Origin of the sequence: Streptomyces sp. NPDC053474 (genome assembly GCF_044544845.1) — a bacterium.
Lineage (GTDB): Bacteria > Actinomycetota > Actinomycetes > Streptomycetales > Streptomycetaceae > Streptomyces.
In genome coordinates, this window is record NZ_JBITXV010000004.1 from 425,866 (window position 1) to 447,567 (window position 21,702).

General features: G+C 74.3%; 20 protein-coding genes and 1 riboswitch. Of the genes, 9 read left to right on the forward strand and 11 right to left on the reverse strand.

What is annotated here, in order from left to right:
* Nucleotides 1-17 precede the first annotated feature (17 nt).
* The 3 genes from ACIG3E_RS11850 to thiO form a co-directional block, all read right to left on the reverse strand.
* Nucleotides 18-812, reverse strand: coding sequence for a thiazole synthase (locus ACIG3E_RS11850; RefSeq protein WP_399614373.1), 795 nt, complete (start codon nucleotides 810-812; stop codon nucleotides 18-20).
* Nucleotides 813-816: 4 nt separating this feature from the next.
* Nucleotides 817-1,038, reverse strand: coding sequence for a sulfur carrier protein ThiS (gene thiS / locus ACIG3E_RS11855; RefSeq protein WP_366790792.1), 222 nt, complete (start codon nucleotides 1,036-1,038; stop codon nucleotides 817-819).
* Entirely contained in the window at nucleotides 1,035-2,282 is a 1,248-nt protein-coding gene (gene thiO / locus ACIG3E_RS11860; RefSeq protein WP_399614376.1) for a glycine oxidase ThiO, read from the reverse strand. The genes thiS and thiO overlap by 4 nt, the downstream gene beginning before the upstream one ends.
* Nucleotides 2,280-2,392, reverse strand: a riboswitch (TPP riboswitch). It overlaps the preceding gene by 3 nt.
* Before the next feature lie 136 nt (nucleotides 2,393-2,528).
* On the opposite strand from thiO, the gene ACIG3E_RS11865 reads away from it, so the two are divergent.
* The 5 genes from ACIG3E_RS11865 (at nucleotide 2,529) to ACIG3E_RS11885 (ending at nucleotide 7,029) form a co-directional block, all read left to right on the forward strand.
* Nucleotides 2,529-3,695, forward strand: coding sequence for an NAD(P)/FAD-dependent oxidoreductase (locus ACIG3E_RS11865; protein WP_399614837.1), 1,167 nt, complete (start codon nucleotides 2,529-2,531; stop codon nucleotides 3,693-3,695).
* Between the two features lie 114 nt (nucleotides 3,696-3,809).
* Entirely contained in the window at nucleotides 3,810-4,175 is a 366-nt protein-coding gene (locus ACIG3E_RS11870) for an Rv2175c family DNA-binding protein (protein ID WP_030679421.1), read from the forward strand.
* Between the two features lie 74 nt (nucleotides 4,176-4,249).
* The gene (gene thiE / locus ACIG3E_RS11875; RefSeq protein ID WP_399614379.1) at nucleotides 4,250-4,912 is read left to right on the forward strand and encodes a thiamine phosphate synthase; all 663 of its coding nucleotides are present in this window, start codon (nucleotides 4,250-4,252) and stop codon (nucleotides 4,910-4,912) included.
* Between the two features lie 230 nt (nucleotides 4,913-5,142).
* Nucleotides 5,143-6,063: a methylenetetrahydrofolate reductase [NAD(P)H] gene (gene metF, locus ACIG3E_RS11880; protein ID WP_399614381.1), complete on the forward strand. Its 921-nt coding sequence runs from the start codon at nucleotides 5,143-5,145 to the stop codon at nucleotides 6,061-6,063.
* Between the two features lie 42 nt (nucleotides 6,064-6,105).
* On the forward strand, nucleotides 6,106-7,029 hold the full coding sequence (locus tag ACIG3E_RS11885) for a hypothetical protein (RefSeq protein WP_399614384.1): 924 nt from the start codon (nucleotides 6,106-6,108) through the stop codon (nucleotides 7,027-7,029).
* A gap of 33 nt (nucleotides 7,030-7,062) precedes the next feature.
* On the opposite strand, the gene ACIG3E_RS11890 is transcribed toward ACIG3E_RS11885, so the two are convergent.
* Nucleotides 7,063-8,583, reverse strand: a complete 1,521-nt coding sequence (locus ACIG3E_RS11890; RefSeq protein WP_399614387.1) for a phytoene desaturase family protein — start codon at nucleotides 8,581-8,583, stop codon at nucleotides 7,063-7,065.
* Between the two features lie 49 nt (nucleotides 8,584-8,632).
* Complete coding sequence (locus ACIG3E_RS11895) at nucleotides 8,633-9,289, reverse strand: DUF4126 domain-containing protein (protein ID WP_399614390.1); 657 nt, start codon at nucleotides 9,287-9,289, stop codon at nucleotides 8,633-8,635.
* Nucleotides 9,290-9,481: 192 nt separating this feature from the next.
* Between ACIG3E_RS11895 and ACIG3E_RS11900 the strand changes: the two genes are divergently transcribed.
* Nucleotides 9,482-9,871: a potassium channel family protein gene (locus ACIG3E_RS11900; RefSeq protein WP_399614392.1), complete on the forward strand. Its 390-nt coding sequence runs from the start codon at nucleotides 9,482-9,484 to the stop codon at nucleotides 9,869-9,871.
* A 357-nt stretch (nucleotides 9,872-10,228) separates the two neighbouring features.
* On the opposite strand, the gene ACIG3E_RS11905 is transcribed toward ACIG3E_RS11900, so the two are convergent.
* From ACIG3E_RS11905 to ACIG3E_RS11915, 3 genes are read right to left on the reverse strand one after another with little or no spacing between them, the layout of a single operon-like run.
* Entirely contained in the window at nucleotides 10,229-10,846 is a 618-nt protein-coding gene (locus ACIG3E_RS11905) for a TetR/AcrR family transcriptional regulator (RefSeq protein WP_030679400.1), read from the reverse strand.
* Nucleotides 10,847-10,875: 29 nt separating this feature from the next.
* Nucleotides 10,876-12,960 carry a YhgE/Pip family protein gene (locus tag ACIG3E_RS11910; protein ID WP_399614395.1) on the reverse strand — a complete coding sequence of 695 codons (2,085 nt, stop codon included), beginning with the start codon at nucleotides 12,958-12,960 and terminating at the stop codon, nucleotides 10,876-10,878.
* On the reverse strand, nucleotides 12,932-13,735 hold the full coding sequence (locus tag ACIG3E_RS11915; protein ID WP_399614398.1) for an ATP-binding cassette domain-containing protein: 804 nt from the start codon (nucleotides 13,733-13,735) through the stop codon (nucleotides 12,932-12,934). Before ACIG3E_RS11915 ends, ACIG3E_RS11910 begins: the two co-directional genes overlap by 29 nt.
* 338 nt (nucleotides 13,736-14,073) lie before the next feature.
* Between ACIG3E_RS11915 and ACIG3E_RS11920 the strand changes: the two genes are divergently transcribed.
* The 3 genes from ACIG3E_RS11920 (at nucleotide 14,074) to ACIG3E_RS11930 (ending at nucleotide 16,365) form a co-directional block, all read left to right on the forward strand.
* Nucleotides 14,074-14,604: an SAV_6107 family HEPN domain-containing protein gene (locus ACIG3E_RS11920; protein WP_399614400.1), complete on the forward strand. Its 531-nt coding sequence runs from the start codon at nucleotides 14,074-14,076 to the stop codon at nucleotides 14,602-14,604.
* A gap of 203 nt (nucleotides 14,605-14,807) precedes the next feature.
* A complete protein-coding gene (locus ACIG3E_RS11925) occupies nucleotides 14,808-15,644 on the forward strand; it encodes a methyltransferase (RefSeq protein ID WP_399614402.1) in 837 nt (278 codons plus the stop codon).
* 301 nt (nucleotides 15,645-15,945) lie between these two features.
* Nucleotides 15,946-16,365: a DUF3040 domain-containing protein gene (locus tag ACIG3E_RS11930; protein WP_399614404.1), complete on the forward strand. Its 420-nt coding sequence runs from the start codon at nucleotides 15,946-15,948 to the stop codon at nucleotides 16,363-16,365.
* 311 nt (nucleotides 16,366-16,676) lie between these two features.
* Here ACIG3E_RS11930 and ACIG3E_RS11935 read toward each other — a convergent pair whose 3' ends face one another.
* Genes ACIG3E_RS11935 through ACIG3E_RS11945 form a run of 3 tightly spaced genes read right to left on the reverse strand, consistent with a single transcriptional unit; the run spans nucleotide 16,677 to nucleotide 21,537 of the window.
* Nucleotides 16,677-19,088, reverse strand: coding sequence for a DUF3488 and DUF4129 domain-containing transglutaminase family protein (locus ACIG3E_RS11935; RefSeq protein ID WP_399614407.1), 2,412 nt, complete (start codon nucleotides 19,086-19,088; stop codon nucleotides 16,677-16,679).
* On the reverse strand, nucleotides 19,085-20,518 hold the full coding sequence (locus ACIG3E_RS11940) for a DUF58 domain-containing protein (RefSeq protein ID WP_399614408.1): 1,434 nt from the start codon (nucleotides 20,516-20,518) through the stop codon (nucleotides 19,085-19,087). The genes ACIG3E_RS11935 and ACIG3E_RS11940 overlap by 4 nt, the downstream gene beginning before the upstream one ends.
* On the reverse strand, nucleotides 20,518-21,537 hold the full coding sequence (locus tag ACIG3E_RS11945) for an AAA family ATPase (RefSeq protein ID WP_399614411.1): 1,020 nt from the start codon (nucleotides 21,535-21,537) through the stop codon (nucleotides 20,518-20,520). The genes ACIG3E_RS11940 and ACIG3E_RS11945 overlap by 1 nt, the downstream gene beginning before the upstream one ends.
* Nucleotides 21,538-21,702: the final 165 nt, after the last annotated feature.

Below are 21,702 nucleotides of genomic sequence, written 5' to 3' on the forward strand. Positions count from 1 at the left end.
GTGACCGAGCCCGCGGCTCAGAAGGCGGGCCGCTCCGGATCCAGGGCGGCCAGGCCCGCCGCGGGGGACGACGCCTCGGCGAAGTGCCGCCGGGGGATGCGCCCGGCCCGCAGGGCGAGGCGCCCGGCGACGACCGCGTGGCTCATGGCCTCCGCCATGAGGACCGGCTCCCGCGCCCGCGTCACCGCGGAGGCGAGCATCACCCCGGCACACCCCAGCTCCATCGCGAGCGCCACGTCGGACGCCGTCCCCGCCCCCGCGTCCAGGATCACCGGCACGCGCGCGTGCTCCACGATGAGCTGGAAGTTGTGCGGGTTGCGGATGCCGAGCCCGGAGCCGATGGGGGAGCCGAGCGGCATGACGGCCGCGCAGCCGACGTCCTCCAGCTTCCGGGCGAGCACGGGGTCGTCGTTCGTGTACGGAAGGACGGTGAAGCCGTCGTCGACGAGCGTCTCCGCGGCGTCGAGCAGCTCCACGGGGTCGGGCAGGAGGGTGCGCTCGTCGGCGATCACCTCCAGCTTCACCAGGTCCGTGCCGAGCGCCTCGCGCGCCAGGCGCGCGGTGAGCACGGCCTCGCCCGCGGTGAAGCAGCCCGCCGTGTTGGGCAGCACGCGGATGCCCAGGCGCTCCAGGACGGACAGGACGGAGCCGTGCGTACCCGGGTCGACGCGGCGCATCGCGACGGTGGTCAGCTCCGTCCCCGAGGCCACCAGGGAGCGCTCCAGGACGTCGAGGCTCGGCGCTCCGCCCGTGCCCATGATCAGCCGGGACGACAGCGTGAGGCCGCCGATGACGAGGGGGTCGTCCGCCATGTCGTCAGCCTCCTTGGACGGCGGTGAGGACTTCGACGCGGTCGCCGTCCCGGAGCACGGTGGTGGCCCACCGGGCGCGCGGGACGACGGTTTCGTTGAGGGCCGCGGCCACGCCGGACGGCGCGGTGGTCAGCTCGGCGACGAGGGCGTCGAGCGTGGTGCCCGCGGCGACGTCGCGTGCCTCGCCGTTGACCGACAGGGCGAAGGCGGCGGAGGGCGTGGTCATACGGGCAGCTCCGAAAGGTCCTTGGGCGGGGCGGGGGCGGCCGCGGCGAAGCGCAGCGGCGTGAACGGCCGGGCCTCGTCGGGCAGTTCGCCGGTGGTCAGGAGGTGTGCCATGACGTCGCCGGTGACCGGGGTCAGGAGCACGCCGTTGCGGTAGTGGCCGGTGGCCAGGTGCAGGCCGGGCAGGGCGGTGGGCCCGAGCAGCGGAGCGTTGTCGGGCGAGCCAGGCCGCAGCCCGGCCCGGGTCTCGGTGAGCGGCAGCTCGGTGATGCCGGGGACCAGCTCGTGGGCGTCGCGCAGGAGCTCGTAGACGCCGCCCGCGGTGACCGTGGTGTCCCAGCCGAGCTCCTCGCTGGTCGCGCCCACGACGAGCTCGCCGCTGAGCCGCGGCACCAGATAGACGTGGCTGCCGCGGACGACGGCGCGCACGGTGCGGCTCAGGAACGGCGCGTACCGCTCGGGCACGGTGAGCCGCAGGACCTGTCCCTTCACGGGCCGCACCGGCGGCAGGACGTGATCCGGGACGCCGGCGAGACGGCCGCTGAGGCTGCCCGCCGCGAGGACGGTCTGCCCGGCGCCGAGCGTGCTGCCGTCGGCGAGGACGACGCCGGTGGCGCGGTCCCGGGCGACGACGAGCCGCTCCGCCCACGCGCGCGTGAAGGCCACCCCGGCCCGCTCGCACGCCACCAGGAGGGCGGCGGTGAGCCGGCGCGGGTCGACCTGGTGGTCGCCGTCGACGCGGAGGCCGCCGCGCACTCCGGGGGCGAGCATCGGTTCGAGGCGGCGGCACTCGCGGCCGCTGAGCCACTCCGAGCGCAGGCCCGACTGCTGCTGGAGGAGGTGCAGTTCGCGCAGGTGGGCGCGGTCGTCGGCGTCGAGCGCGACGGCCAGCGTGCCGCACGCGCGGTAGCCGATGTCCGCGCCGGACGCCTCCGTCAGCTCGGCGGCGAAGTCCGGATAGCGCCGGGCGGAGGCCAGGTTCAGGCCGAGCAGCGTCTGCTCGCCGTGGTGCAGTTCGGTGACGGCGGCCAGCATGCCCGCCGCGACCTGAGCGGCGCCGCCGCCGGGCTCGGGGTCGACGACCGTGACGGACAGGCCGCGCCGCGCGGCCCGCCAGGCCGTGACCAGGCCGATGACGCCACCGCCGACGACCAGGACGTCCGTCGGCCCGGCGGACGGTGGTGACGTACGAGTAGGTGACGTACGGGAAACGGACGCGTTCGGTGGTTTCGTACGGGAACGCATGGGCGTCCAGCCCCTCCCTTCGCCGGCATGACCCGGATCAGGTTCGTACGGTCGGAGGCCGTTTCAGCCTCCCTCTCAGCCCGGTCGTCCGGGCTCCCGCGAGTGCTCTGCACCGGCCACCCTAGCCCGTCGCCCGCCGGGCCGGTAAGCCCGTCGTGTGCGGGCGCCGGGGGCCGTCCTACAGTTGATCGGGTGAGCGAAGAGCGGAAGCGGGCGGGACAGCGGGTCGTCATCGTGGGCGCGGGCATGGCCGGGGTGCAGACGGCCGTGGCCCTGCGCGAACGGGGGTTCACCGGCCCGGTCACCCTGATCGGCGCGGAGCCGCACCAGCCGTACGACAGGCCGCCGTTGTCCAAGGCGGTGCTCCTCGGCAAGGCCGAGGGCTCGGCCTTCGACATCGACTTCGAGGGCCTCGGCATCGAGCTGCGGCTCGGCGTCGAGGTCACCGGCGTCCGTCCCGCGGACCACGAGCTGGACACGGCGGCGGGCCCGGTCGGGTACGAGAGCCTGGTCCTCGCCACCGGTGCCGAACCGATCCGCCTGCCCGGCTCGGACGGCGTGCCCGGGGTCCATCTGCTGCGCACGCTCGACGACGCGGAGCGGCTGCGGCCGGTGCTCGCCGAGCAGCACGACGTCGTGGTCGTCGGCGCGGGCTGGATCGGCGCGGAGTTCGCCACGGCCGCGCGCGACGCGGGCTGTGCCGTGACGGTCGTGGAGGCTTCCGGGCGGCCGCTCGCGGGCGCGCTGCCCGCCGAGGTCGCGGCCCCGATGGCCGACTGGTACGCCGAGGCGGGCGCGGCCCTGCGCACCCACGCGCGCGTGGCGCGCGTCGAGCCGGGCGCGGTCCTCCTCGACGACGGCAGCAGGCTGCCCGCGGGCGCCGTCGTCGTCGGCATCGGGGCTCGGCCCGCGACGGCCTGGCTCGCCGGTTCCGGCATCGAGCTCGGCGTCCACCACGAGGTCGTGGCCGACGACCGGCTCCGCACCTCCGCGCCCGACGTGTACGCGGTCGGCGACTGCGCGTCCTTCCCCTCGGGCCGCTACGGCGAGCGGCTCCTCGTCCACCACTGGGACAACGCCGTGCAGGGGCCGCGCACGGTGGCCGCCGACATCGTCGGCGGGGCCCCGGAGGCGTACGACCCGGTGCCGTACTTCTGGTCCGAGCAGTTCGGCCGCTTCGTCCAGTACGCGGGCCATCACGCGGCCGCCGACGAGCTGATCTGGCGCGGCGACCCCGCGACCCCGTCCTGGACGGTCTGCTGGCTCCGCGACGGCGCCCTGGTGGCCGTCCTCGCGGTGGGCCGCCCCCGGGACCTCGCCCAGGCGAGGAAGCTGATCGACGCGGCCACCCCGATGGACGCGACGTTGGTCACGGACCCGGCGGTCCCGCTGAAGAAGGCGATCCGCTCCTGAGGCCCCCGCGCGCGGCGCGGCCGCGCACGCCCGGGCGCCCCAGCACACGGGCCCGAGCGGCGAAGCCCCGGCCCCCCGCTACCGGCCCCCGGCCGGAGGTGGCACGCTTGATCTGTGACCGAGATTGACGCAAAGACCGATGCTCTCGTCCCCGCCTGGCTCCACCTCCCCGACATCGCGGAGATGCTCGACATCGAGGTGACGCGCGTGCGGCAGCTGGTCAAGGAGGGCCAGCTGATCGCCGTGCGCCGCGGTGAGAACAGGACGCTTCAGGTTCCGGCGGCCTTCATCGACGGCGACAAAGTCGTCAAGGGCCTGTCCGGAACGCTGACGCTCCTGCGGGACGACGGTTTCTCCGACGAAGAGGCCCTGGAGTGGCTCTTCACCCCCGACCCGACCCTGCCCGGCACCCCCGCGCAGGCACTGAGCGAGAATCGCGGCACGGAGGTGAAGCGCCGCGCGCAGGCGCTCGCCGTCTGACCTGACAACCATCTGGCGTACGGGCCCGGGCAGCCACCTGGCCCGTACGCCACCGACATCGGGGGGAACGCTCCATGGCCACCGACACGGCGGGCGGCTCCGCACGCGCCCGGCTCGCGGACGCGCGGCTCTATCTGTGCGTGGACGCGCGCGAGCGCCAGGGGGACCTCCCGCAGTTCCTGGACGCCGTCCTGGCGGGCGGCGTGGACATCGTGCAGCTGCGCGACAAGGGCATGGAGGCCGCACAGGAGCTGGAGCACCTCCGGGTCTTCGCCGACGCCTGCCGCCGCCACGGCAAGCTCCTCGCGGTCAACGACCGCGCGGACGTCGCGCACGCCATCGGCTCCGACGTGCTGCACCTGGGCCAGGGCGACCTGCCCGTGCCCGCGGCCCGCGCGATCCTCGGCGCGGACGTCGTCGTCGGCCGCTCCACGCACGCCGAGGAGGAGGCCGCCGCGGCCGCCGCCCAGGAGGGCGTGGACTACTTCTGCACAGGACCGTGCTGGCCGACGCCCACGAAGCCGGGCCGCCACGCCCCGGGCCTGGACCTCGTGCGCTACACGGCCGGGCTCGGCACGGACCGCCCCTGGTTCGCGATCGGCGGCATCGACGCGACAAATCTGGACGAAGTGCTCGAAGCGGGCGCCCGCCGAGTGGTCGTCGTGCGCGCGATCACGGAGGCGGACGACCCCGGCGCCGCCGCGGCGGACCTCGCGAAGCGGCTGCGTACCGTCTGACGGGACGGCGGCGCCCACGGCCGTGGCGTACGCGGGACGGCGGCGCCCCCGTGGCCGTGGCATACGACGGGGGCATGAGGACCGAGGGGTACCCCGGTCGCATCAATATGTACGTACACCCGTCTGATCAATAGCTTGTGGGTGTCCGAGGAGCGGACAACAAGCTGACCAAATGGACATATCACCCGCCTTTGGTTGGGCGACCGGCGTGGCCTGGCTAACCTGCCGGTATGGCCCTAGGCACTGCTTCCACCAGGACGGACCGCGCACGCACCGTGCGCGACATGCTCGCGACCGGCAAGACCACGTACTCCTTCGAGTTCTCTGCGCCGAAGACCCCCAAGGGCGAGCGGAACCTGTGGAACTCGCTGCGCAGGGTCGAGGCGGTCGCGCCGAGCTTCGTGTCCGTGACGTACGGAGCCGGCGGCTCCACGCGCGCGGGCACGGTCAAGGAGACCCAGCAGATCGTCGCCGACTCGACGCTCACCCCGGTCGCCCACCTCACCGCCGTCGACCACTCGGTCGCCGAGCTGCGCAACATCATCGGGCAGTACGCGGACGCCGGGATCCGCAACATGCTCGCGCTGCGCGGGGACCCGCCCGGCGACCCGATGGGCGAATGGGGCAAACACCCCGAAGGGCTTACCTACGCCGCCGAACTGGTCCGGCTCATCAAGGAGTCCGGCGACTTCTGCGTCGGCGTCGCGGCCTTCCCTGCGATGCACCCGCGCTCGACCGACTGGGACTCCGACGTCCGGCACTTCGTCGACAAGTGCCGCGCGGGCGCGGACTACGCGATCACGCAGATGTTCTTCCACCCCGAGGAATACCTGCGGCTGCGCGACCGCGTCGCCGCGGCGGGCTGCGAGACGCCGATCATCCCCGAGATCATGCCGGTCACGAACGTGCGCCAGCTGGAGCGGTTGCCGCAGCTCAGCAACGCGGACTTCCCGCCCGCCCTCAAAGAGCGGATCCTCTCGGCGCAGGACGATCCCGCCGCTGTACGCTCCATTGGTATCGAGTTCGCGACGGAGTTCTGCGCGCGGCTCCTCGCCGAGGGCGTCCCGGGGCTGCACTTCATCACGCTGAACAACTCCACGGCGACGCTGGAGATCTACGAGAACCTGGGCCTGCACCACCAGCAGGCCTGACCGGTCGTACCCGCGCGGCGACCGCAGGGGAGAGGGGCGTACATGGGCTTGACGGTCCTCTACTGCGCGTTCGGCGCGGTCGCGCTGTGGCTGCTCGGCGAGGTGCTGTTGCAGTACAAGGCGCGGCTGCGCTGGCGGCTCCTCGCGTTCGTCGGCTTCCTCGGCGTGGTCGCCGGGGTGCTGCTTTCGTCGGTGCTCGTGATCGCCGCGGGCGCCGTCGCCTTCGCCGTCGGGCAGACCTATGTGACGCTGTCGTTCCGCCGCGGCTTCGCGAGCGGCTGGGCGGTCGGTGGCAGGCCCGGTGCGAGCAAGCGCCGCAGGGCGGGCTCCGGCGCCGCCGCGGCCCAGCCGACGCTCCAGGTCTCCGAGCTGGAGTACGACGCGGACGCCGCGGGCCCTCAGGCCCCCGCCGAGCCGGACGCGCTGGAGTCGACGGCCATGATGGAGGTGCAGACGGCGGGCCCCGGCGTGTACGCACCCGAGCCGATGCCCGACGACACCGGCCAGTACGGCGTCTACGACGAGGGCCCGCAGCCCCCGCCCGCCACCGGTGACGACTACGCCTTCGACACCTACGCCCCGTACGACCAGCAGGGCGCACCGGCCCCGCAGGACCCCCTGCACTTCGCCTACGGAGACACGGGGGAGCAGCGCTACGCCGCCTACTCCGACCCGTACATCGGCCCGCAGACCTACGGCGCCCAGCCGAGCTACGACGCCTACGCCGACAAGGCCGCCTACGCGCCCTACGGCGGGGACGCGTACGGCACGGGCTACCAGGACACCCCGCCCGGCGGCGTGTGGGTGCCGCACCAGCGCACCGGCGACGCCGCGCCCTACGGCGCCGAACCGCCGCTCGAACAGCCTCCGTACCCGCCGTTCGACCCCGCCGACGGCGAGCCGGACCAGCGGAACGTCTTCGGCCACGAGCCGGGGTACAACGGCGAGCAGCAGTACCGGTACTGAAGCGGCCGGGCCCTCGGGCCCGGCCCGCCCGGCTCACTGGGAGCCGCGGAACTCCGGCCCCTCCACGATCAGCCCGGCGACCAGCGTGCCGGACATGCCCGCGTGCGGCAGGCCGCCGCCGGGGTGCGCCCAGCCCCCGGCCGCGAACAGGCCTGCCACGGCCGTGCTGTTGGCGGGGTGCAGCAGGTGTCCGCCCGCCGCCGCGAGAGCGGGCGGCGGGACCGCGCCGCCCTCGGCGCCGGTGGCCGCCTCGACGTCGGCCGGGGTGCGGACCTCGTGCCACAGGAGGCGGTCGCGCAGGCCGGGGACGGCGATCTCGGCGCGCTCGACGAGGGCCTTCACGTCGGCGTCCGTGACGGTGGCGCCCGCCGGGACCGTGGCGGTCAGGGTGACGGCCTCGTGGTCCGCGTCCGGTCTGCCCGTCTCGTCGTCCGGGCGCAGGACGGCGAGGGTCGGGGCGGCGGGGAGCCCAGGGCGCGGCCCGAAGACCCGGTCGAGCTCGTCCGCGCGGTCCGGGGTGTGCAGCACCGTGCGGTGCGGGGTGCCCGCGGGGCGGGCCCCACGCAGGGCCAGCAGGACCGTGAGACGGCTGGGGAGGCCCGTCCGCGCCGGGACGTCGCCGGGAGCGCGCACCGGTGTCTCCGTGCCCGGACCGGCCGCGTCGGACAGCAGGGCCTCAAGCGCGCGCGGCGGGACGCCCGCCACCACGAAGTCCGCGTCCACCAGGGTGCCGTCCGCGAGGCCGACGCCCGCCGCGCGGCCGTCCTTCACCACGATCCGCGCCACCGCCGAGCCGAAGACGAACTCGACCCTGCGGGCCAGGCACCGCTCGTACACCGCACGGGCGAGCGCGCGCAGGCCGCCGCGCACCGACCAGGCACCGAAGGTCTGCTCCAGATAGGGCAGGACGGCCGCGCTCGCGGGTGCCGTGCGCGGATCGAGGCCGTGGGCCAGGGCGAAGTGCTCGAGCAGGGCGCACAGCCGGGGCTCGCCGCCCAGCTCGAAGGCGCCGATCTCGGCGAGCGTGGCCGCGCGCAGCTCCTTGCGCAGCAGGCGGCGCCGGGGGACCGAGGGGTAGGGCTCGCGCTCGGCGAGCACCTGCCAGTTCGGCCACAGGGGCTCTTCCAGGAGGGGGCGGCGGGTGCGGTCCCAGGCCTCCCGCGCGCGGTTCATGAACGCCGACCACTGGGCGCCCGCGCCGGAGCCGAGAGCCGTGTCCAGGGCCTCGCTGACGCCCGCCCGCGAGGCGTTCGGCAGGTCTGTCGTGGTGCCGTCGGCGAAGACGTGCCGGACCGCGGGTTCGACCTGCGACAGCTCGACGCAGTCCTCCAGGGGCTGCTTGCCCGTCTTCACGAACAGGTCGCGGTAGACCGCGGGCAGGTGCAGCAGGGCCGGGCCCGTGTCGAAGCCGAAGCCGTCGCGCTCCACGCGGCCGACCGCGCCGCCGTACGTCTCCGCGCGCTCGTGCACCACCACCCGGTGGCCCGCGACGGCCAGCCGGGCGGCGGCCGTCATGGCGCCCATCCCGGCGCCGATCACCACAATCCGTGCCATGCCAGGGACTTTATCCGCCGCCACTGACAACGCCGTCGGCCGCCCGCCCCTACGGCCTCCCGCCCTGCCGGGGGCGCGGCCCGGGAGGCGGCCGCACCGGTGGCCGTCCCGCCGCGGCGGCCAGGCGGCGCTCCTCGCGGCGCTGCGCCCTGCGCCGCAGGAACCGGCGGATGCGCGAGGCGAGGAAGGCGAGCAGCACCAGTCCGATGAGCAGCAGCACGCCCGCGATGACCGCCGCGGCCTCGGGGTGGAACATCGCGAAGCTGACCACCCCGCCGACGCCGAGGTCCTCCGCGGTGCTCACGATGGCGTTGCTGAACGGCTCCGGCGAGGTGTTGACCGCCATCCGCGTCCCGGCCTTGACGGCGTGGCTCGCCAGGGCCGTGGAGCCGCCGATGGCGCCCGCCGCCACGTCCGGGAGCGAGCCGCTCTGCCCGGCGAGCAGCGCGCCCACCCAGGCGCCGGACAGCGGCCGGACGACCGTGTGCACGGCGTCCCATACCGAGTCCACGTACGGGATCTTGTCGGCGACGGCCTCGCAGGCGAAGAGCACGCCCGCGGCGATCAGGACCCCCGGGCTCTGCAGGGCCTCGGGCACGTCGTCGGAGACCCCCGTGGCACCGAAGACGCCGAGCAGCAGGACCACCGCGTAGGCGTTGATCCCGCTGGCCCAGCCGCTGGTGAACACCAGGGGGAGGACACTCACAAGGTCACCGGCCCGCGGGAACGCGCGGCAGGCGGGCGAGGGATTCAGCACGGTTCAGCACCACCCCAGGATCATGCAGCGGCACGCGGTACGCCATCGAGAACCGGCGCGCGGCGTCCGGCGCCGCGGGCGACACGCACGGGGACCGCGGCAATGCGCGGAGCGCCGCGGGGCGAGGACTACGGTGCGGGCGTGTTCGGTCTTGTGGTCATGCTCGTGCGGCTCGGGAGCGCGCTGCGTACGGCTTGGGGAAGGCCCGCGTTCCGGGGAACGGCCTGGACGCTCGCGTTGCTGTGGACCTCGGCCACCTTCTTCTACGCGCACCAGGAGGGGTGGGGCGTGCTGGACTCCTATTACTTCGCGGTGTGCACCGGGTTGACGATCGGGTACGGGGACCTGGCTCCCGCCACCGCCCTTGGAAGGGTCTTCACGATCCCGTACGGGCTCCTCGCGGTGGGTGTGTTCGCCGCCCTGGCCACTCAGCTCGCCCAGGCCTTCACCACGAATCACGCCGACCGAGCGGCCCGGATCAAGGCCCGGAAGGGGACGGCGAGGCACGGACACGGACGTGATCGCAAGTAGCAAGCGACGTTCCGGCCTGCGCGTGAGCACCCGGGCCTGAGTATCCGTACCTAGAGGTGGAGATGAGTACGCGCGCGGATGGGGTCCGACGTGCGCGGACGGGAGAGTGATGACACGGAGAAGGGCGCGGCACCGGCACCGCCGACACGGGGCGGCGGAACGGGGCGGCGCCCTTGGCCGCTCCTCCTGCCCCTACGGGGCGGGAGCGAGGTCACGGGGGCGACCGGGGGAACGACCACGGGGGTCGCACGGGGGGCCGAGAAAGCGCCGGTCCGGTGTGCCTGTGCCAGGCCGCACCGGACCGGCGCCACGTGCCGGGGGATGCGTACGAACGGGTGAACCGGAGCCCGCCCGGGGTCAGCGGCTGCCGCTCACCCGCCCCTGGAGCAGCCGGGACAGCGCCGCGTGCACGTCGTCGAGCGAGCGCTCCGGCTGGAACGACTGCCAGTCGAGCGCGGCCACCAGGACCATGCCCACGAGGGCCGCCGCCGTCAGGGGGATGTCGATCTCCTCGCTGAGCTCGCCGTTCGCCACGCCCGCGCGCAGGACGTCCTCGACCACGGCGACGGCCTGCTGGCGGACGACCATGAGGGTGGACTGCCAGGCCCGGTTCGTGCGCCACAGCTCGGCGACGTACAGCTGGGTGAAGGCCGGGTAGCGGTCGATGAAGAGGAGACCCGCGCGGATCATCGCGTCCAGGGCGTCGACCTTGCTGCCGCCCTCCAGGACGGTCCGCTCCGCGGCGTCCTTCAGGGAGGCGGTGAGCAGGCCCACGCCGTGCCGCAGCAGCTCTTCGAAGAGGACGGACTTGCTGGCGAAGTTGTAGTAGACCGTGCCTTTCGCGACGCCCGCCCGTTCGGCGATCTCGTCAACTGTCGTGGCGGAGAACCCCTGTTCCGCGATGAGGGTGACGGCGGCCTCGTACAACTTCTGCCGGGTGGCCTCACGCCGCGTGCTGCTCGCGCTGCTTTCCATGCGCCTGATTTTCACAGGTTCCGTCCCGTTCACAGGCTCAGCTCCGGGTGCAGCCGGTCGAGTGTCCACACCTGCTTGCGGCGCGCGGTGACGGCGGTGAGCGCGAGGGCGCCCGCGGTGAAGGCCGCCAGGACCGCGCACGCCTGCCAGACCGGGCCCAGGCCGCCGCCCGTGATGAGCCTCCTGAGGGCGTCGACGACGTAACTCATCGGCAAGTAGGGGTGGATCGCGCCGAAGAAGCCGGGGCTCGTCTGCACGGGGTACGTGCCGCCCGCCGACGTCAGCTGGAGCATCAGGAGCGCGAGGACGAGGATCCGCCCGGCCGCTCCGAAGCGCGCGTTCAGCCACTGCACGATGGCCGCGAAGCAGGCCGTCACCAGGGTCAGGAAGCCGATGGTTCCGGCGGCCCGCGTCATCTGGAGCCCGAGGCCCCAGTGGAGTACGGACATCAGGGCGGCCACTTGCAGCACTCCCAGGGCCGCGACCGGCAGCCAGCCCGCGAGCGCGACGCGCCACGCGGCGGCGCCCGCGGCGAGCGCGCGCCGGTTGAGCGGCTGGATCAGCATGTACGCCACCATCGCGCCGACCCACAGGGACAGCGGGATGAAGTACGGGGCGAAGCCGGTGCCGTAGTTGGGCGCCTTGTGCAGGGACTGGGAGGCGAGCTGCACGGGGTCGGCCATGACGTCGGTGCGCTGGTCGCGGTCCTTCTTGTCGTAGTCGGGGATCTTCTTGACGCCGTCGTGCAGGCCGCCCGCCAGCTTCTGGGAGCCGTCGGCCAGTGTGAACAGGCCGCCGTTGAGGTCGCTCGCGCCCGTCTTCAGCTTGCCGACGCCCGCGTCCAGGTCCGTGGCACCGGTCTTGGCGGTGCCGAGACCCGTGTGCAGCTTCTTGGCGCCCTTGGCGACGTCCTCGGCGCCCTTGTTGAGCGTGTTGACGTCCCGGACGGTCTTCTCCAGCTGCTCGTCCAGGTGCGGGGCGCGGTCGGCGAGGCCCTGGGCCTTCTTCTGCAGCGTGGCGAGGCTCGTGTCGAGCCGCTTCAGGTCGCCGTTCTGGTCCTTGACCAGCGTGTCCACGTCCCCGGCGATGGTCGAGACGTCGGCCGCGACCTCCTTGGCCTTCTTCAGCTTCGGGCACCAGGAAGGGGCCTCGGGGGCCTGCCGACACTGCTCTTCGTAGAGGCCGTCCAGGGCGGCCGAGGCCTCCTTGGCGTCGGTGGCCGCCTTGGGGGCCCGCTCTACCAGGGTGCTCAGGTTGTGGCGGACCGCCTTGGAGGAGTCGGCGACGAGCTGCGCGCTGTCACCGAGGGTCTTGCCGTTGTCCTTCAGGTACGGCCGCACCTTGGCCGCCTCGCCGTTGACGCGGTCGGCCAGCTTCCGCGTGCCGTCCGCGACGCGGCGCGAGCCGTCCTCCAGGTCGCCCGCGCCGGTGTGCAGCTTCCTGACGCCCGAGGCGAGGTTCCCGCTGCCGTCCTTGGCGCTCTTCAGGCCGTCGACGAGGTCCTTGGAGCCCTTCTTCGCCTTTCCGATGCCGCCTTCGAGCTTGTCGGCGCCCTTGGCCGCCTTCGCCGTCGCCCCGTGGATGTCGGAGAACGAGATGAAGATCTTGTCGAGGAAGCCGCGCGAGGCCTTCGTGGAGGCCGCCCTGCGCACCTCCGAGAACACCGTGCGGGAGATCTGCCCGACGATGTAGTTGTTCGCGTCGTTCGTGCGGACCTGGAGGGCCCCCGTCTCCGGGGAGGCGCCCGAGCTCGACGCGACGCGCTTGCTGAAGTCGGACGGCATGGTCAGCGAGAGGTAGTACGTGCCGTCCTCGACGCCCTCGCGGGCCTCGGCGGCGCTCACCTCGCGCCAGTCGAAGGTCTCGCTGTCCCGCAGCTTCTTGACGATGCTGTCGCCCGCCGCGAGCTTGTCGCCGTCGACCTTGGTCCCCTTGTCGTCGTTCACGAGCGCTACGGGGATCCGGTCGAGGCGGCCGTACGGATCCCAGAACGAGCACAGGTACAGGGCGCCGTACAGCAGGGGAAGCAGCAGGAGCGCGACGAGTGCCGCGCGCGGGAGCCTGCCCCTGCCGAAGCGCTTGAGCTCAAGCGCGGCGAGCTTCGGGGAGCGCATCCGCCGTCTCCTTGTCGTCGTCGGTGGAGTCAGTGGGACCGGTAGGGCCAGTGGGGCCGGTCGCGTCGGGGCGTTCGGCGGCGGGCGCGGTCGAGACCACGACCGCGTCCTCGGGGGCCTCGCTGCACACGGCCACCACCGTCGTCCCGCGCGCGGCGACGGAGCGCAGCAGCTCCCAGGCGTCGTCCCGCTCGGCGTCCGACAGCTTGAGGTCGGTGTCGTCGACGCCGAGCAGCCGGGGGCGCCCGACGAGCGCGAGCGCCACCGAGAGCCGCAGCGCGTCGAGGCGCTCCAGGTCCCGCACCGACGTCCGCGAGCCCTTGGGGAGCGCGTCGACGTCAAGACCGGCGGCCCCGAGCGCGGTGTCGATCCGCAGCCGGGACGCGGTCGCCCGCTCCGCGCGCGGGCGCAGCAGGCCGCGCAGCGAGCCCTCGTACCGCCGCTCCAGGAGCGCGCGCTCCCGCAGGTGCTCGGCGACGGTCAGCGCGGGGTCGAGGTCGTTGACGCCCGGCACCGGGCCGAGCGCGCTGATCCGGCGGACCGCGGCGAGCTGCCCGGGCAGCCGGGCGCGGCCCACGGACGCCGTGCCCTCGGTGGCCCGCATGCGCCCCGTGAGTGCGAGCAGCAGACAGGTGCGGCCGGACCCGGAGGGGCCCTCGACGGCGACGAGCGCGCCCGGCTGGGCCGCGAAGCCGATGCCGCGGAAGGCCCAGCCGCGTGGCCCCTGGAGTCCGAAGTCCGCCGCGCTGACGGCGGCGCCGTGCGAACCGTTCACGGTCTTCCTCGCCTTTCACGTCGTCCGAAGCGTGCGGGCCGACCGGCCGACCAGCAGGGGCCGGTGTGAGCCCGAGCCGCCCGGCCGGGGCCGTCGTGCGGGGCCGTCGTGCAGGGCCGCCGTGCGGGGCCGTCGTGCAGGGCCGCCGCGCGGGGCCGTCGTGCAGGGCCGCCGCGCGGGGTCGCCGGGCGAAGTTTTTGTACTGACTGGTCAGTTCAAAAGGTAGCCCGAACCCACGAACGAGGCAAAGGCCCAGGTCAGCGCCGATTGTCAGTGGCGTACCCCACGATGGGCACATACGGCCACTGCGCCGTCACACAGACGACAGGAGGTTCGTCATGGCCCGTTCGCACGCAGCGGCCGCCGCACCCCGGCGCCGCGCCGCAGGCCCTGCCCCCTCACTGACCGGCCCGGCGAGCGACGTGCACCCCGTCCTGCGCCGCGCCACCGCCCCGCCCGCCGCCCTCGAACTGCTCGCCCAGGCCCGCGCCGGACTCGACGAGGCCGCCCGCCTGGACCCTCCGAACGAGCGCTATGCCACGGCCCATCTGGCCGCCCTGCGCACCGCCGCCGCCGTCCTCGCCGCCCGCGGCAGGCCCGAGCTCAACCCCCGGCGCAGGCAGCGCATCCGCAGCGCCTGGGACGTGCTGCCCGAGATAGCCCCCGAGCTGACCGAGTGGAGCGCCCTGTTCGCCTCCGGGGCCGCCCGCAGGGCCCGCGCCGAAGCGGGCATCCAGGGCGCGGCCAGCGTCCGCGACGCCGACGACCTGCTGCGCGACGCGGCGATGTTCCTGCGCCTCGTCGAGCGGATGCTGGTCCTCCAGCCCGTGCTGCCCCAGGCCCGTCAGGAGTCACCGGATGCGGGCTGACCTGGGCGTGCGCCACGAGGCCCGGGCTGGCCCCGCAGCGCACGCCCGGCCCGGGGGCGGCCGGGGTGCCGCCGTGAGCGGGGCCCGCGCCGCCCGCCCCCCGGTGATGCCGGGGCACGGCTCCAAAGGCAATAGGGTGGGAGCGCCCGTACCCGAACAGCCCGCCGACGCACAGGCGGAGCCGCGCCGAGGAGTCAACTGCCGTGTCGGACCCGATGCGCCCGCCCGCCTCCCCCCGCCCGCCGCAAGCGGCGTCGCTGCGCTCCGACCCCCCTCGCCCCCGCGCTTCCCTCCGTACGGCCGTGGTCTGGGAGGTCCTGAAGGACGCCCTCGACCGCCGGGTCAAGGCCACCGCGGGCGACGGCCCCGGCGGCCTGGAGGTCCTGGACACCGGCGGCGGCAGTGGCAACTTCGCGGTACCCGTGGCCCGCCTCGGCCACCGCGTCACGGTCGTCGACCCCAGCCCCAACGCGCTGTTCGCGCTGGAGCGCCGCGCCGCGGAGGCCGGTGTCGCCGACCGCGTGCGCGGCGTCCAGGGCGATGTGCACGGCCTCTTCGACGTCGTCGAGCGCGGCGGCTACGACGCGGTGCTCTGCCACGGCGTCCTGGAGTACGTGGACGACCCCGCCGAAGGCGTGCGCAACGCGGTCGGAGCGCTGCGCCCCGACGGCGTCCTGAGCCTGCTCGCCGCGGGCCTCGGCGGCGCCGTCATCGCCCGGGCCCTGGCCGGACACTTCACCGAGGCCCACCGCGCGCTCCAGGACCCGGCCGGGCGCTGGGGCGACGGGGACCCGGTGCCGCGCCGCTTCACCGCCGACCAGCTCACCGAGCTGGTCGAGGGCGCGGGCCTGCGCGTGGCCGGGGTGCACGGCGTGCGGGTCTTCGCCGACCTCGTGCCCGGCGTGCTCGTCGACACCGAGCCCGGCGCCCTGGAGGCCCTCCTGAAGCTGGAGGCGGCGGCCGCCGAGCTGTCCGCGTTCCACTCCGTGGCCACCCAGCTGCATGTGCTCGGCGAGACCCCCGAGGCGAGCGGGGCCTGAGCGCCGACGGGCCGCTGGGGCCCCTGTGACGCCTGGGGCAACCTCGCTGATCAGGGGCGCAGCAGCACATGGAGTACGCCACAGGCCCCCCGAACGGGCTATGGGCGCCGTATGATCGAGGGACACCGTCCGGCATGACAGACCGGCCGCTGGGGAATGCAGGCTTCAGCGAGCCGGAGCGACCTGACGGTCCGGTTTGGCGAAGTTGGCGCAGAGGGGCGGGTTTCACGGGGGCGATTCCCTGCCTATCCTGAAGGGGACCCCCCGGTCGCCCCGGCGACTGCACGATGAGGAGGACTCCGTGCCGCTCTCGGAGCACGAGCAGCGCATGCTCGAGCAAATGGAGCGAGCGCTGTACGCCGAAGATCCCAAGTTCGCGACAGCGCTTGAGGGAAGCGGGCTGCGTACGTACACCCGGAAGCGGGTCTACCAAGCGGTCGCGGGCTTCCTGGTGGGCATCGCCCTTCTCATGGCCGGAATGGTCGCCCAGCTGATCTGGGTGAGCGTGGTGGGATTCCTCGTCATGCTGGGCTGCGCGGTGCTCGCCGTCACTGGTTGGCGCAAGGCGCCCAAGCCGGGCGAGCAGGCCCCCGGCACCCCGAGTGGAGCCGCCGCCCCGCACGGGCGGCGGCAGCATCATCCCAGGCAGCGGCGGTCCATGATGGACCGCATCGAGCAGCGCTGGCAGCGCCGCAGGGACGAGCAGCAAGGGGGGCAGTAGCCCTTCCAGAAGACTTTCCCCGCCGCGCCTGACTTCCCTGCTCCGCCCAAGGCCCGTCGCGCACCCCGCGCGCCGGGCCTTGTCGCTGTCCGGGCCCGGCCGCCCGCGCCGCTGTCGGTACCCGGTGATCCGGAGGGGCGCTCGCCCTGAGATCAGGCCCCGTGAAGCAGTCGGCTCCGGCGTTTGCTCGCGCATGTGCACTCGCACACGAAGTAGAGGCGATGAGGCCGCGCACGACTGTGGGGTGACCACCGGCAGGTGGTCACCCCACAGTCGTTTCGGGCCAGGCCAGGGCGGCCGGACCCGGGGCCTCAGCTCCCCTCGCGCGCCGCGGGCCGGGCGGGCCACCGCTTGGCCAGACGCCGCTGCCACCGGGCACGCAGCCCGGTCCAGCGCTCCGAGAGCGCCCACATCACCCGCGCGGCCGAACGCGGCGCGAGCGCCGCCCGCAGCCGGGCCGAACGGCTCGCGGAGGCGCGCAGCCCCGCCCGCAGCCGCCGCACGTCGTCCGGCAGCCCCGTCGCGTGCCGCGGCTGCGGCGCGTAGAGGACCTGCTCCACCGCTGCGGCCACCCGGTGCACGGACTCCGCGGCGCCCGCCTCCAGCTTGCCGAGGTGGACGATCCGGGCCGCCGCCTTGCGCGGTGTCCGGGACCCGTCCGGCGGGATGCCGTGGTCCCACGCGGTGTCCGTGACCTCCAGCCAGGCCGCGAGGGTCCGCGCCGTGGCGTCCGCCCCGGTGCGGCCGCCGACGCCGAGGCGCACCGCGCGCACCCGGGTCCGCCACAGCAGCGGCAACAGGGGCACCGCGAGCACGGCGAGTCCCGCCAACGAGCCGCCCACGATCATCGCGACCGGCGGCCCGTCGTCGTCGGAGCCGGACGCGAGCTGCGGCATCGCGCTGCCACAGCCGCCCGCCTGCCGCTGGTCGCGCGGGCAGTCCGAGGACTGCGAGGGCCCCGGGGACTTCTCCGCCGACGTGGACGGCGTGGGCGCCGCCGGGTCGCTGGAGTCGTCCGACGGGGACTGGTCACGGGTGTACTCCGGCGCGGTGCCCCGGGTCGGCGTCGGCTCGAAGCGGGTCCAGCCCACGCCCTCGAAGTACAGCTCGGGCCAGGCGTGCGCGTCCCGAAGACCCACCGACATGGTGCCGTCCGCCTGCGCGGAGCCCGGTGTGAAGCCCACCGCCACGCGCGCCGGAATGTCGAGCGTGCGCGCCATCGACGCCATGGCGAAGGAGAAGTGGACGCAGAAGCCCTCCTTCTGGTCCAGGAAGCGCGCGATCGCCGAGGGGCCGCTGCCCGCGCGGACCTGCGTGTTGTACGTGAAGCCGCCGTCGGAGGCGAACCACTCCTGGAGCTTCACCGCCCGCTCGTAGTCGTTCGCGGCGCCGCGGGTGATCCTGCGGGCCGTCTCCTCCACCACCGAGGGCAGCGAGTCCGGCACCTTGGTGAACTCCCGCGCCACGGCCGCGGGCGGCGGGGGAGCGGCCGCGAGCTGCTCGGCCGTGGGCTCCACGACCAGGCTGTTGACGGAGTACTGCACGCCCCGCGTGGTCTGCCCGCGGTCGCCGACCACGGCGCGGCCCACGGGCTCGTACCGCCAGCGCCCGTCGATGCGCACCTGGCTCGCCGGATACGGCATGGGCAGCCAGTTCTGCGCGTAGCCGTCCGCCGCCGAGAGGTTCGTCTGGATCTCGGTCCTGCGGACGGTGGGGGACAAACCCTGCGGGTCCGGCAGGCGCGAGGGGATGTCCTCGATGTCCCGGACGGTGGTCTTCCACGTCGTGCCGTCGAACTGGTCGAGCGACACGATCCGCAGATACATCTCCTGGGAGTTCTTCGCGTTCGTACGGTACGAGATGACCTCGCGGTCCTCCGGCTGGTTCAGGCTGTCCTGGAGCGCGACCAGCGGGTTCACCGCGGAGATGGTGCCGCCTCCGCCGCGGCCGCCGCCCCCCGGCCCGTTCGAGTCGTCCAGGAGGCCACCGTCGAGGGCGGGCAGCGCGAGCGGCACCACCAGGGCGACGCCCAGGGCGACGGCGCCGATGCGGCGGCCCGTGCGCACCGGGGCGAGCGCGCCGCCGTCGCCGTCCAGGCCCGCCGAGACCCGGCCGGGCGGCCGGGCGGGCCCGCCGAAGACCCGCCCCCACTGCGAGAGCCGGTCGCGGCCCTCCGCGAGGAGCAGCAGCAGATATCCGGCGGCCGCGAGCAGGAACCACAGCCACCCGGCGCCGTCCTCGGCCAGGCCCGCCGCGATCGAGTACAGGGCGAGCAGCGGAAGGCCCGCCGGCGCGGCCGTGCGGAACGTCACCGCGAGCGCGTCCACCATGAGCCCGACCACCAGGACCCCGCCGACCAGCATCAGCCGGATGCCGTCGGTGAGCGGCGCCGGGATCGCGTACCGCCCGACGTCGTCGCCGCCCGCCTCCAGGAGCAGCCCGAAGTGCCGGAACACCTCGGGGGTGGGGACCACCCCGGCGAGCGCCTGCTCCCGGCCGAAGACCAGCGTCAGGAGCAGCAGCGTGACCAGGGCCTGCACGGCCACCGTCAGCGGCCGGGCGAGCGGCACCCGCCGCGCCAGGCCGCCCACGCCGCTCTGCAGCGCGAGCAGGATCGCCGCCTGCACCAGCCAGCCCGACTCGTCGACGAGGGGCAGCATCGCGCCCGACGCCAGCAGCGTCGCGGCGGCGGCGCACAGCGCCAGTCGCGTCCGCCCACTCATGCCCATCCCCCTGTCCCGCCCGCCATCGGGCCCGTGCTCGCCGCGGGCGCCGCCACCGTGCCGGTGCGCAGGTGGTCCGCCTGGCGCCACAGGTCGACCAGCGGCACCCCGGGCGGCACGGCGACCGCCGTCCAGCCCGCCTCGCGCAGCAGCCGCAGCCCGTTCGCGGCCGCCGGGGACGGCGGGGCGCCCGCGCCCCGCAGCCAGGCATGGCTGTCCGTGAGGAAGGCGACCGCGGCACCGCCGCGCTGGCGCATCTTGGCGACCACCGTGGCCTGCTCCTCGTCGAGGTCGCCGAGGAAGGCCACGAGGAGGCCTTCGTTGCCGCCGCGGAGCACGTCGTACGCGCGCGAGAGGCCCGCGCCGTCCGAGTGGTCGATCACGGCGAGCGTGTCCATCATCAGCCCGGCCGCGTCCGCCGACTCCTGGCTGGCGCCCGCGAAGCCGTCGGCGCCCTCGCCGGGCAGCGAGTTGCCGGTGTCGGTCAACAGGCGTACGGAGAAGCCCCGTTCGAGCATGTGCACCAGGGTGGAGGCCGTGCCCGAGACCGCCCACTCGAAGGCCGAGTCCGGGCCCGCGCCCTGGTAGGCCACCGCGCGGGTGTCCAGGAGGACCGTGCAGCGGGCGCGCTGCGGCTGCTCCTCGCGGCGCACCATCAGCTCGCCGTAGCGCGCGGTGGAGCGCCAGTGGACGCGGCGCAGGTCGTCGCCGTAGCGGTAGCCGCGCGGGATGACGTCGTCCTCGCCCGCGAGGGCGAGCGAGCGGTGCCGTCCCTCGCCGTACCCCTTGGCCTCGCCGGTCAGGCGCACCGCCGGGAGCGCCTCCACGCGCGGGACCACCGTCAGCGTGTCGTACGTGGAGAAGGACCTGGTCAGCTCGCACATCCCGAAGGGGTCGGTGAGGCGCAGCTGGAGCGGGCCCAGTGGATAGCGGCCGCGCAGGTCCGAGCGGACGCGGTAGGACACCTCGCGGCGCCCGCCCGCCTCCACGCGGTCGAGCACGAACCGCGGCCGCGGCCCGAGCACGTACGGAACGCGGTCCTGGAGCATCAGCAGGCCCGTGGGCAGCCGTGAGACGTTCTCCATGCGCAGGTGCACGCGCGCCTCCGAACCGGCGGGCACGCGCGCGGGGGTCAGTCGGCGGCTGCCCGCGACGCGGTAGCGCGTGCGGTAGAGCACGCCGGAGCACACCAGCGGCAGGACCGCGAGCAGCAGCCCGACCCGCAGCAGGTCGCCCTGGCCGAGCACGTAGGCGCAGACGGCGGCGGCGATGCCCGCGGCGAAGAAGGAGCGGCCGCGGGTGGTGAGCCCGGCGAGCGCCGTGCGCAGTCCGCCCCGCTCCCCCCTGTCCCCGTTCTCCTCGTGGTGCCCAGTGCCGCCGATGCCGCCGGTACCGTCGGGTCGCTCCGACGGCATCCCCCCGGCCGTCATCACAGCCTCCGGGCGCCGGGCGGCTGCTGGCCGAAGAATCCCTGGCCGGGCTGGGGCGCCGCCGGGACCGGGGTGCGCTGCAGGATCTCCAGGACGACCGATTCGGCCGTGCGGCGGTTCAGCTGCGCCTGGGCCGTGGGCAGCAGCCGGTGCGCGAGGACGGCGACGGCCAGCGCCTGCACGTCGTCCGGCAGGGCGAAGTCGCGGCCGCTGAGCGCCGCGGACGCCTTGGCGGCCCGCAGCAGGTGCAGGGTCGCGCGCGGCGACGCGCCGAGTCTCAGGTCGGGGTGGTTGCGGGTGGCGCCGACCAGGTCGACCGCGTACCGCCGCACGGCCTCGGCGACGTGGACCGTGCGGACCGCGTCGATGAGCTTCACGATGTCGTGCGCGTGCGCCACCGGCTGGAGGTCGTCCAGCGGGGACACCCCGCCGTGCACGTCCAGCATCTGGAGCTCGGCCTCGGGGCCCGGATAGCCGATCGAGACGCGCGCCATGAAGCGGTCGCGCTGCGCCTCGGGCAGCGGATAGGTGCCCTCCATCTCCACCGGGTTCTGCGTGGCCACCACCATGAAGGGGCTGGGCAGCTCGTACGTCTGCCCGTCGATGGTGACCTGGCGCTCCTCCATGGACTCCAGGAGCGCGGACTGTGTCTTCGGGGACGCGCGGTTGATCTCGTCGCCGATCACGATCTGCGCGAAGATCGCCCCCGGTTTGAACTCGAAGTCACGGCGCTGCTGGTCCCAGATGGACACACCCGTGATGTCCGACGGCAGCAGGTCCGGCGTGAACTGGATGCGCCGCACCGAGCAGTCGATGGACCGCGCGAGCGCCTTGGCGAGCATGGTCTTGCCCACGCCCGGAACATCCTCGATGAGCAGGTGCCCCTCGGCGAGGAGCACCGTCAGCGATAGCCGTACGACCTCCGGCTTGCCCTCGATCACACCCTCGACCGACCCGCGGACACGCTCCGCCGTGGCGGTCAGATCTGTGAGGCTCGCTCGATCGTCATAGGTCGTCACCCGGCCCTCCTCGGCCCTTCCCCACGCTCGGCAAGGAGCAAGGGACACCTCTTTTCATGGTTCCCCGGGCCGACACTCACGTGCGGACCGGCCCACCCCGAAACACGGACACCACGCGTGAATGGTTCAGCACGGCGCCACACAGGCATTCTTGTTGGGCATACC